The organism is Paraburkholderia sp. BR10882, from assembly GCF_040948855.1.
GTDB classification, from domain to species: domain Bacteria; phylum Pseudomonadota; class Gammaproteobacteria; order Burkholderiales; family Burkholderiaceae; genus Paraburkholderia; species Paraburkholderia nodosa_A.
Map to the genome: position 1 here is coordinate 15,364 of NZ_JBFPKP010000024.1, position 11,623 is coordinate 26,986.

The window sequence follows — 11,623 nt, forward strand, 5'->3', positions numbered from 1 at the left end:
AAACCTAACCCTGAACCGAAACATCAAGGCCGCCCGATGATTGCGGCAGTTTCCAGTCGCCGGGATGAGGTTGCGAGATCCTCTCGAACATAAGATTGGCAATCTCGAAAATAAGATTCATTGTGCCGCGATAACCTATCTGGCAACGATGGGCGTTGCCGACGCGGTCAAACACCGGAAAGCCCGCGCGCATCAGCGGCTTTCCGAGGCGACCGGCCATCTGCCTGCCGTGCGAATGCGTGATCAGCAGGTCGCAGTTACTCGCGCCTCGTTCCATGTCCTCCAAGTCCCCCAATATGACTTCGCTTGCCGGCAACAGCGCATGCGATGCCGAAGCAGTGGTACTGATGCAAACAGATAGTTCCGCACCCATTTCACGGAGCAGCGAACCGATCGAAAGCAGCATGTCCGGCTCCGCACCAATCGCCACTTTTAGACCACCCGTGTAAAAATGGCTGTCGAGCATCGCATCCAGTAGTTGGCTGCGCTGCCGGCGATACCGGGCCGGGACTGCACGCCCCGAAAGTTGTGCAAGACGTTGCAAGAACCGGTCGTTCGGCTCCAGCCCCGTTAGCCGCTCGAGGATCTCGAACGGCACGCCGGCAATTGCTTCGAGCGTCTCGGCGGCGTCGCGCGTTTGCTCACCAACGCCAATTGTGAATGACGACGCCCCCGCCGCACGGATCTGATCAATCGTCGTTCCGCCCAGCGTCGTCCCACGCCACGCAGAATCAAGGTGGCCGTCGAGGGAGCCGGAAACATCTGGAAGCACAATCGGCTCCAGCCCGAATGCGCAAATAATCTCCCGAAGCTCGTCGATGTCACCAGGCGATAGATGACTGCCCGGCACCAGATTGATCTGCTGAGGTATCGTCGGCAACGGCTTCACCAGTGTCTCGACGATCGCGGTCACCGCGCGCCTGTAGCCGTCCTCAAAGGCACCAATATAGTCCGGTGTCGATACGAGGATGAGTTCAGTATCGTCCAGTTCGCGCTTGCGTTTTCGCACCATCGCAAGGTGCCCCTCCACATCTTCGCCGTTCGTCTCAGTCAGGCCAGTCGTGCAGAGCACAATGATCTTAGGCGCCGCGCGCTTGCGAATGTTCAGCAGCGCTGTCTCTACGTTCTCGTATCCGCCGAGAATCGTGGTGACCTCGCTCATCGCCGTTGTTTGCAGCGGAATGGCTTCTTTGAAATGGCGCACCAGTAGTACGAGCGCGAACGACGTACAGCCCTGCGAGCCGTGCATTACCGGCATGCATGCATCAAGCCCCATGGCTGCATACGTCGCGCCGAGCGGTTGACTCATTCTTAGGGGATTAACGGTACAGGCTTTTTCTGACTCGACGACTATCGCCATGATATGTGCTCCACTCCGAAACTCAACTCGATACCGCCGCGCGGAGGTTCCAATCGTATGCCTCACCGTCTGCGCCCCGCGGAATCGGATTGATGTGCGTGGAAGACTTAAGAATCCCCTCGCGATGCACTACCTCTTCGTCGTCCCACGGCGCAGGAATACGCACCTGCTGCCAGACTGGGTTCTGGATTGCGCGGTCGATCTCCTGCACCAATTTAACAATGCCCTCGTAGCCAGCGTACGGATGGTGTCGCTCCTGATTCACGTCGAGCCAGGGCATGCGCGCCTTAAGCGCGACAAACTGCGAGCGCCCGCCAGACAGCATGATGTCCGCCTTCGCATCCCGGAGCATGTTGTACATCTCGCGCGCCGTCAAATTGTCGACCATGCGCGTGTCATTGCCCATGATCTCCTTGATTCTTTCCTTATCCCCATCCGTACTTTTCTTCACACTAGTGCCGACGATCTCGAGCCCGGCCTCCTGCAGCGCCGCGACCACTGACCATGACTTCACGCCGCCCGTGATGAGCAGCACACGTTTGCCATCGAGCCGCTGCCTGTACGGGGCAACGCGCCCCCATACGCGCGCCTCTTCTGCCTTGACAAGGTGCTCGGTGCGCACGATAAGATCGTCCGGCGCACCCTGCTCCACCAGTAGCCTCGCGACCCCGCGCAGCGTGTCGCTCGTGTCGCCAATTCCGTAGAATGAACCCTCGAGGTATGGAATACCGTAGCGCTTCTGCATTTTTGTCGCAACGTTGAGCATGGACTTGGAGCACACCACCAGGTTGACCTTCGCGCGGTGTGCGCTCGCGATCTCGCTGTAGCGGCCGTCTCCCGAGATGCAGGACAGGAGCCGGATGCCGAGCGCCTCGAACAACGGCTTTATCTGCCACAACTCGCCCGAGAGGTTATATTCACCGATAAGATTAATATCGAATGGTGTCTTGTACGCCGGCTCGCGCGTGCCGATGACGTAATCGAGGATCGTCTCCCCTGCGAGCTTGTTGCCGAAGTTTTTGGATCCTGCGAAGCCGGGCGCATTCACCGGTATGATGGGCTTACCGAACTTTGCCGACGCGTGCCTGCATACGGCGTCTATATCATCGCCGATCAATGCGGTCACGCACGTCTGATAGACGAACACGGCAGGCGGATCGTACTTTTCGAAAATTTCACGCAGACTCCTGAAAAGCCGCCTCTCACCGCCGTAAATTACATCGAGTTCATTGATATCGGTTGTGAACGCGGTGCGGTAGAGAGTCGGCCCAGACGATGCCGAATGGCGGTTGTCCCAAGAGTTTCCTTCACATGCAATAGGCCCGTGCACCAAGTGTGCAACGTCGACCACGGGCTGCAATGCGATCCGCGCGCCGTCGAATGCGCATCCGCCAGCGGCCGCCCCCGGCGAAACCTGCTTCGAACAGCCTTGCTTGCGCTCCTTTTCGCTCTTCGCGAGGTTCTTTGCGCAACCCGGTTCGTTGAAGATCTCGACAGCGCTCGTCTTTAGCCACATCGTAGAGTCCTGACAATAGAAGTCCACGACTACAGGCAAATTGCGTACCACCATCGTAGCCCAAGCTAACAGTCATAGTGACGCTATGCCGAAGCCGGATTTGTCGTCCTTGTTACCTGCGTTGAAGGAGTTGAACCAATCACTACAATGTTGCGACACGCGAGAGCCTGCCGGTAGCCTTCTCGCCCAGTCTCTCCAAATGCATCCGCGCAACCGCCGCTGCCTTCAGAAGCGGCGCAGCTTGATCCCGTGCTTACGCAGTGCGTAGCCGATCTGCCGCGGCGTGATATGTAGGAGTCGTGCGGCCTTCGCTTGCACCCATCCACAGCGCTCCATTGCCCACACAAGCTGTTCCCGCTCGCTGCCCGGCATGTCGCTACCGCTTGGCGTATCGAAGCTACGCCCATTCCAATCACCGGCACTTACGCTCGCCAGGGCATTCGGCACTTCACTGTTTGTAGCGTCCAACGTGCGGGCAGCACGCACAGCGTCTTCTCGTTCGATGTAATGTAGCTCTTTGGTGAGGCACCGGCCTCTCTCACACAGAAAGGAAAATCGATCTATCGTGTCGTGATCCGCCATGGTCGCGGTACGCTCAACGCAATTTTCCAGCTCGCGCACATTGCCAGGCCAGTAGCAGCTGGAAAGAACCCGAAACGCTTGTTCATTGAAATGCAAAGATCGACGATTGTCGCGGTTAAAGCGATCCAAAAAGTGCTGCGCCATTGCCGGAATGTCCTCACGGCGTTCGCGCAACGGCGGCAAAAGGATACTAACGACGTTGATGCGGTAGTAGAGATCCGCACGAAATTCCCCCGCCTTCACCATTTGTTCGAGGTTGCGGTTCGTGGCAACGATCAGCCTCACGTCGACTCTTACCGGGGTGGTGCCACCCACCCGCTCGAACTCTCGTTCCTGCAAAACTCGCAACAATTTGGCTTGGAACGAAGGCGAGATGTCGCCGATCTCGTCGAGGAAAAGTGTCCCACCGTGCGCCAGTTCAAAACGCCCTTTGCGTTGATATTGCGCACCGGTAAACGCTCCCTTCTCATGGCCGAATAATTCGCTTTCTAGCAGTGTTTCAGTGAGCGCCGCACAGTTCACCGATATGAACGGCCGGCCCTTGCGGGGCGATAACCCATAAATCGCGCGCGCGATCAGCTCCTTTCCAGTTCCGCTCTCGCCGCGCAAAAGCACCGTCGTCCGCGCTGGCGCTACTTGATGAACTTGCGAAAAGACGCGTTGCATGGCGGCAGATTCTCCGAGCACATTGTCGATACGAGACGAAGTCTGGTCTGCGTTGACCGCTCGTCTCATCTCCTGTCGCGCGGTTTGGTCCATCTGTCCCGACGCACGATCAAGCAGAAGTGCCTGGCCCATCGGCGCCGCGACGACCTTCATGAGTTGGAGGTCGCTCGCAAAGGCGCGCTGTCCGTCCGTGTTCTCGCAGAACGCAACAAGTACGCCGAGCGGCCGCCCTTCATACCTGATCGGCGCCCCGAGCAGTGCCACATGCTCACCTTCCAATCCGTCGAAGATATCGATGCTGTCCACGAAGAGTGGTTCATCACGCAGTCTCGCCACCACGACGGCTGAGTCGTTTGTGTGTATTCGCCCCAATACCCCGTCATTGGGCAAGAAACGCAGACGTTCACGCCAGCCCGCTGACAACCCCGTGCCACACAGGCCGCCCAGATGGCCGTCTGGCTCAGTGACCGCAATAAACGCGGAGCGCCATCCACACGCATATGAGAGGTAATGCAAAGATCTCTCCAACGTCCTTTCGGTATCTCGTGACGAGGTCAACGTCTTTACTACTTTGTAGACCACATCAAAATTGAGATGACTCTCATTGACATCGAGCTGCGACATAGATCTGAACTCCGGAAATTGCACGTTAGCGCCGCGGGACCCGGGTCCCAACACAATGAATGGCGGCGCTACATTTGCGCAAGCCACGGTGAATTCTTATCGCAACGGGCACGAAAGCCGACAAAACAGACAGAGACGCGACAATCGGAGTCGCGGTGTCAGAAATACGACAAAAACACGAGGTATCTTTGTGCGCAGATGGGATACTACCGAAAGAAAGCGTTGGTTTTACGACAAATTTAGATTTGTGCGGCAGTCTATGTTTAAATGCATGAGTCGCACTTGATTTGTGCGGAAATAGCATAACTGCGCGTGAATTAGAGAATGCGCTTCACGTAGCGTTGATGCTGGATTCAAAAGACAGGACGTTATCGTCTGAACCTCCATTTGGCGCGCCGAAGTTCGGCCCTTCGACGCGTTTTACCTCAGAGGCTCATTAGTTTGAAGCACGCAGTGGCAAGCCTGATGACGCTCCGTCGTGTACACCGTCTCCAAGAGTACTCAATTGCAGCGAACGGAAGAGAAAACGCTGAAGTGCGTTGGCCGCAGACGAGCGGTCTTCTAATCGCCCAGGACTAAAGAGACCGAATTCCGCCACCGGCGGCAGCGGCAACCCTACTGCGCTGGGATCGATCGCACGCATCGTATCGCGGCGCACCTGCCAATCCAGAAGTAGCGCAACGCCGAGCCCAGCTTCAACGGCTGACTGAACCGCAGAGAGGCTCGTGCTTTTGCAGGCCACGCGCCAAGCGATACCTGCTTCAAGCAACGTGGCAAAATAGCTCTCCTGCCACCTGCATGCACCGCCGAATGCAACAATCGACAGCGGACCGTCTCCGAGATCATCATTGCGCGTGCGCGCAGCCGCCCAGCGAAGGGGATGTCGCCAGGTGACGAGCGGTTCCGCGGGGATCTGGGCTGGATCACCAATCGCGAAATCGAGTGTGTTGCTCATGAGCCGCTGCGATAAGGCCGGACTCGCATCAACGACGATCTCCAGGGCTACATCAGGAAACAATGTCGAAAATTGCCGCAGTGCATGGCGGAGGTGACTCATCGCGATGTCCTCGGGAAGTCCAATTTTCACGGTACCCGCAACTTCACCCGAAGTAAGAGCGGAACGCGCCGCAAGGCCAATTTCGAGCAGCTTGTGTGCATACGGCAACAGAACATTGCCCGCAGAGGTCGGCTTCACGCCGCGCGGTGAACGCTCAAGGAGGCGCTGGCCGACTTCGTCTTCGAGCCGCCGGAGGGCCATGCTGACGGCAGCCTGTGTACGATGCAGCTCCATGGCAGCATTGCTCACACTGCCGGCTTCCACTACCGTCACGAACGTACGCAGTAGTGTGCTGTCGAGATCGCGAATCATCAATTTCCCTCATGCAAACATAAACATTATCAGCTTATACCACGCATACCGCTGCAGTTAGTATCCTTCCGTCGCCCAAGTCGAGAGCATGGGTGAGCAAAAAACGAATGGGAATGGAGCCTAGATACCTGTTACAAAAAGCATTCGCTGTGTTTAAGGAAACGATTGGGTCAGTTGTCGGTTGACAGCAATCATTTCGATGCGATGGCGTTTGCCAAAGCAGACCGCTCTGCAAAGAGCGACCCAATTTGGGGCCACCCGAGAGCGGTCGGCCTTCAACGCCCTCTCGTTGCACGGCGTCCGGTGCGCTGCTTCGAGGCCAAGCGTGGGGACTTTCGCAAAGCTAGCGAGCCACCATTGCTTCGTGCCACGAGCAGTTCGTGTCTCCGGTTTATTCGCCGCTGACCCGCTACGCAGCGCGCCGCGTTCGCTCCTTCTCATCCTATCTGGAGATCACATGAATACACCCAACGATCGGGTTCGCTTCGAGGAGCTTGCCAAGCATGCCATGGACCAGGCACTCGCAATTTCGCCGGAAACCGCTGCGTTCCACTGCGGCGACTGGATCGACAGTGAGTACTATCGGCGCCATCTCGTCGAAACCGTGTTGCGCATCCGGCTCAACAACGAGGTAGGCGCATTCGCGCTTTACAAGATAGGCTGCCAGGACAACTCGCTCGCGCAGATGCTGGCGCAACACCTCGCACAAGAGTATGGGCAAGAATGCCTTCTTCTGCATGACCTCGAGAGGTTCGGCCTGACCGCAGCAAGCGTGGACAGCATTAGACCATTCAATAGCACAGACAAGCTAATCGGATATCTCTACCTCAGCATTGTCCGCGATGGCCCGCTCCCTACGATGCTCTTGAACTGGTTGCAGGCATGGTATTCGGGCCGCTACAACAAGGTCATCGCGGAATCAGCCGCGCGCGCATTCGGGCACGATCACGTAAAGGGTACACTCAGCCACATTGAGTACGCCGAATCGCGCAGCTTGGAAGACTCCACATGGATCGCTCTGAAGCTCGCGATCGGTGGCTGGGGCGGAATGGAGAAAGCAGAAATCTATTTGAACAACTTTGTCGGAATGATTCACGAGTATTTCGAAGAGTTGCGTGTGGCGACCCTACCCCGGCCGGAAACCGGCACTGAACAGGCAGCGATCAAATGACCGCCATCATCGTGATAGAGCCGCGCTCGTCCGGGACCGCACTGGTCGCCTCAGCCGTGCGCCTTGGCGTGGCCACCCACGTATTTTCGGCCAAAAGCGATGAGCCCCCCCTGTCACGCGAACTGCAGGCCGCCGCGGTGTCGTACACGATGGTGGACACTGCCTCGCCGAACGCCGTGGCGGCCGCCGCATGCGCCATCGGCGTCGATGCGATCGTACCCGGTTGCGAATACGCAACCGGCGTAGCAGCTGAATCAGCGGCGCTCCTTGGTCTTCCCCATTTGCAGCCGGAAGCGGCAGCACTCACGCGTGATAAATATCGCAGCCGCATGCATCTCGCCGCCGCCGGACTGGCGGTTCCTGAGTTCGCCCTCATCGCACATCGTCGCGACGTCATAACAGCCGCTTTACACGTAGGTTTTCCAGCCGTCCTCAAGCCTGTCCGCGGCGGCATGCATGTGAGGTACGTCAATTCTCTTTCCCAGTTGCAACTTGCGGTCGAGTGTGCCATGCATCACGGCGTTGTCGATATCGGCCACAAGGCCGGCAACGTGTTGCTCCTTGAACAGTATCTGAAGGGCCCAGAGTACTGCATCGAAGGCTACGTCAGCAGCCAGCACGGACCCCGCGTCGTCGCAGTAACCGAAAATCTTTTGGGCGCAGAGCAGAATTTCGCAAAATTGGGCCACTTTGTCGAAGCCTCTTTGAGCGCGGACCAAGGAGCCGCGCTCGTCAATTACGTCGAGCACACCGCGGCGCAGATTGGACTGACCCTCGGTGTTTTCCACGCCAAAGTGCGCATAACACGCGACGGTCCGGTGCTGATCAAGATCGCGGCCTGCCTCGGAGGTGATCGCACCTATCGGCTCATCGAACTCAGCAGGTCAATCTCTCTGCCGGAATTAGCGATACGCAGCCACCTCGGCGATCCTGATCCAGCCCCCGACGTCGATGCAAGACCTGCCCTGTGTGTCAGCGGCGTGCGGTTCTTCGCACCGGTAGGCGACGCGGCCGCCGTCGAACGCGTTCGCGCCATACCAGTTTTCCAGGAGGTGGTGGTCCATTCTCAATCGGCGGCTCAGTCCCGCGACGAGCGGCCGTGTCGGCCATGTGTTGTTCATCGCGCCTGATCGGTCGACCTTGATTTGCGCCTTGCTGAAGCGCTGAGAGCGCTCGGATCCGGCCGCGCCTGTAACGATATCTGAACGGTTTGCCCTTCATGACAACCAACAAACACGCCCCGCGTAGCCGCATAGTCGTGCTTAACCGATGGTCCGACGGCTTTGCAGCTTACCATCGCTACATCGATCACGCGACGAATAACGTCGCTTACATCTGCACGCCGAACGGCGCGGCTGCGCTCGACGCCTCTCAAACCGCGCATGTCGAAGAGCTAGCAGACATCCTTGATGAAGATGCGCTGCATAAGGCCATGAGCTCCTGTCAATCGGCGCTCGGCGGCATCGACAGGCTGATCGCATTGTCCGAATTCGACCTTCTGAAGGCCGCGCGACTGCGCAATTCGTTCAATATCCCTGGCGATCTGCCAGATACCGTCGTCCGCTTTCGTGACAAGACCGCTATGAAGCATACCGTTGCTGCCGCGGGCCTGCGTGTGCCACGCGTTGCAGCGTTGGAAGATGTGGCCTTTGCGAAAGCAAATTCGTCCCCTGTGATGCGCTTTCCGATCATGGTAAAGCCACGTACCGGCGCGGCAGGCCTAGACGTACCGCGCATCGACACCCGTGCGCGATTGGATATGTTGTGGCCGACACTACCGCTGGTTGAGTACGAGTGCGAGGAGTACATCGAAGGACCCGTCTATCACGTTGACGGTTTCGTGCGAGACGACACATGGGTAATTGCGCGCGCGTCCCGCTACATCAACAACCGTCTTCAGTTTGCACAAGGAAAACCCCTAGGCTCGGTGATGCTCGACCCGGGGCCGCTCAATGATGCGGTGCTTGAATTCGCGGCGGCATGCCTGAAAGCGCTCGCCTTGAGCAATGGACCGTTTCATCTCGAGATAATCGGAGCTTGCGACGGATTCTATTTTCTGGATGTCGGTGCCCGTGTCGGCAGCGGGGAAATTCCCTTTCTCTTCCATGAATTGTACGGCGTCGACCTCTTCGACCTCTGGGTTACTCACCAATCAGGTGACGAAGCGCGGTACGCCGCACGGGCGCAGGCGGCGTTAATCGCGTCAACCTCGATCACACGCGGTGGATTCCTGATGCTGCCAGAGCCAGTCGGCAAGATATTCGTCGACGCACAATTGCCGAACACTATCCCGGGGCTTTACGAAGCTGTGCTCCCGGCGAGACGTCACTTATTCAACGGTTCCAGCTGCTCGGGCAACATCCTCGCACGCTTCCGCTATCGCGGCGCATCGGAGGAAGAAGTCGACAGGGCAATTCGCGCGACGTTGCGCGATTTCCGCTACACGCTGGCAGAGAGTGTGGGCTCGCCGAATAGCAGTACACATGACATGACGCTACGCAAGACTTTGCGCCTCCTCCAGCAATAGCTCGCGCATCCAGATACTTGCAGGATCACCGCTATGCAGCGCAGGCCATTGGATAGCCTCAGTAAAAGTCGATAGCGGAAGCGGTACTTCGGCGATCCGCAGAGGAGAGGCTTCCCCGAGATGCCTAGCGAGCCTCAAAGGGATCGTCGCAATGCGACGGGTACCCGTTAGCACCGACGGAATGAGGTGAAAGGTCGGGACGACGACCTCTTCGCGCCGTTTGAGACCGAGATCCAGTAGGAAAAACTCTTCGATCGAAGGCCTGCGTGCCCGCCCGAACCTCACCGTCACGTGTCCCATGGACATATACCGGTCGAGCGGAAGCTGCTCCGACAACTGCTTGTTGGCAGGACAGCCGACACACACAAGCTTCTCGTCGAAGAGCGGCGCTTTCGGGTGAGTATCCGGCAGGAATAGATCGGGCAGAATCAAAAAATCGACGTCGCCACGCCGCAGCAAATCCCCAGGCTCGTCATCTGGGAAAAGCAATTCGAAACTGACCGCGGGAGCTTCGCGTGCAACGCGCTTAATGACCTTCTGGAAATAGACGAGCGTCATGAAATCAGATAGGCAGACCCTGAACCGGCGATCCGACTTGGCCGGCTGGAAAACGTCGCGCGAGATGATGGAAAGCTGGATATGCGATAGAGCCTCCCGCACCGGTCCGGCAAGCTCTATCGCTCGTGATGTGGGCACGAATTCTCGGCCTCTCATCACGAAGAGGTCGTCGCGAAAATAGTCTCGCAACCGCGACACCGCTGCGCTCATGGCAGGCTGACTCAAATTGATGTCGCGTGCCGCGAGCGTGACGTTACGCTTCGCCATCAATGCGTCCAACGCGACGAGAAGATTCAGATCGAGGCCTTTGAAGCGCATCTTTAATTATCCGCGTTATGGATGACACATATCGAAACAATCGATTGTACAAATTTATTGAGGTACCGCAAAGTTACGGCAATTCAGCTTGACATGCAAGTCATCAATATGAGTATTCATGTCGTTCTACTGAACGACACTCGACATCAACTCCCAGATATTGATCTGCTACGCCGCATTTCGCGTTGCGACTGGGGACGGTTCCAGGGTAGACGGTGACTCATCAAAAGATGAGTGAAAGACCATGAGAAGACTCAGCGATTGGGAAATGCCGCAATTTATTGCGGAAGTGCTAAACGAGCGTAAGCGTAACGGTGAGCGTAAGGTTTACCTTACCTTTGACGACGGACCGCACCCGATATGGACGCCGAAAGTACTAGATCTGCTGGCGCGGCAACAGGTACCGGCAACCTTCTGCGTACTCGGTGCCTACGCGGCGGAGTATCCGGAACTTATCCGGCGCATGGTTTCCGAAGGCCACGATGTCGCGAATCACAGTCTCTCCCATCGGGATTTGTCGAAATGTGAGCCAGATCAGATACGGCACGAGATAGCAGAAGCGAACGCGCTTATCCAGCGTGCTTGTCCAGCGGCAGGGGTGCGATATATGCGTGCGCCATATGGCAAATGGACGAACGACGTTATCGCCGAATCCATGAAATCGGGACTAATGCCACTCCACTGGTCGGTAGATCCACGAGACTGGTCCCGTCCGGGCGCCGAGGCGATTGTCGATTCCGTATTGGCATCAGTGCTGCCCGGCTCGATCGTATTACTGCACGACGGGGCTCCTCCCGAAGAGTGCGACTTGCATCATCGCGATGCTTCGCGCGCGCAGACTGTCATTGCACTATCACGCCTGATTCCAGGATTGAAGAAAAGGGGCTTCGTCATCGGTTCACTTCCGTAAGTTCAACGGAAAATCTCGCTTT

At 57.4% G+C, this 11,623-nt stretch carries 9 protein-coding genes; 4 read left to right on the forward strand and 5 right to left on the reverse strand.

Features of this window, described 5'->3' with window-relative positions:
- Positions 1–4 precede the first annotated feature (4 nt).
- From nifN to AB3X99_RS35610, 4 genes are all read right to left on the reverse strand, one after another.
- A complete protein-coding gene (gene nifN / locus AB3X99_RS35595) occupies positions 5–1,360 on the reverse strand; it encodes a nitrogenase iron-molybdenum cofactor biosynthesis protein NifN (RefSeq protein WP_069268339.1) in 1,356 nt (451 codons plus the stop codon).
- A gap of 22 nt (positions 1,361–1,382) precedes the next feature.
- A complete protein-coding gene (nifE, locus tag AB3X99_RS35600; protein WP_069268338.1) occupies positions 1,383–2,876 on the reverse strand; it encodes a nitrogenase iron-molybdenum cofactor biosynthesis protein NifE in 1,494 nt (497 codons plus the stop codon).
- 225 nt (positions 2,877–3,101) lie between these two features.
- Complete coding sequence (gene nifA, locus AB3X99_RS35605) at positions 3,102–4,748, reverse strand: nif-specific transcriptional activator NifA (protein ID WP_368619615.1); 1,647 nt, start codon at positions 4,746–4,748, stop codon at positions 3,102–3,104.
- A 436-nt stretch (positions 4,749–5,184) separates the two neighbouring features.
- Complete coding sequence (locus AB3X99_RS35610) at positions 5,185–6,117, reverse strand: LysR family transcriptional regulator (protein ID WP_069268336.1); 933 nt, start codon at positions 6,115–6,117, stop codon at positions 5,185–5,187.
- Between the two features lie 457 nt (positions 6,118–6,574).
- On the opposite strand from AB3X99_RS35610, the gene AB3X99_RS35615 reads away from it, so the two are divergent.
- The 3 genes from AB3X99_RS35615 (at position 6,575) to AB3X99_RS35625 (ending at position 9,815) form a co-directional block, all read left to right on the forward strand.
- Positions 6,575–7,288 carry a hypothetical protein gene (locus tag AB3X99_RS35615; RefSeq protein ID WP_342950207.1) on the forward strand — a complete coding sequence of 238 codons (714 nt, stop codon included), beginning with the start codon at positions 6,575–6,577 and terminating at the stop codon, positions 7,286–7,288.
- Entirely contained in the window at positions 7,285–8,418 is a 1,134-nt protein-coding gene (locus AB3X99_RS35620; RefSeq protein ID WP_256095001.1) for an acetyl-CoA carboxylase biotin carboxylase subunit family protein, read from the forward strand. The genes AB3X99_RS35615 and AB3X99_RS35620 overlap by 4 nt, the downstream gene beginning before the upstream one ends.
- A gap of 89 nt (positions 8,419–8,507) precedes the next feature.
- Positions 8,508–9,815, forward strand: a complete 1,308-nt coding sequence (locus AB3X99_RS35625; RefSeq protein WP_368619616.1) for an acetyl-CoA carboxylase biotin carboxylase subunit family protein — start codon at positions 8,508–8,510, stop codon at positions 9,813–9,815.
- On the opposite strand, the gene AB3X99_RS35630 is transcribed toward AB3X99_RS35625, so the two are convergent.
- Positions 9,783–10,691, reverse strand: coding sequence for a LysR family transcriptional regulator (locus tag AB3X99_RS35630; protein WP_069268331.1), 909 nt, complete (start codon positions 10,689–10,691; stop codon positions 9,783–9,785). The genes AB3X99_RS35625 and AB3X99_RS35630 overlap by 33 nt on opposite strands.
- A 244-nt stretch (positions 10,692–10,935) precedes the next feature.
- Between AB3X99_RS35630 and nodB the strand changes: the two genes are divergently transcribed.
- Positions 10,936–11,601 (forward strand): chitooligosaccharide deacetylase NodB, encoded by a 666-nt coding sequence (gene nodB / locus AB3X99_RS35635; RefSeq protein ID WP_083245590.1) that lies wholly within the window; start codon positions 10,936–10,938, stop codon positions 11,599–11,601.
- The last annotated feature ends 22 nt before the right edge of the window (positions 11,602–11,623 follow it).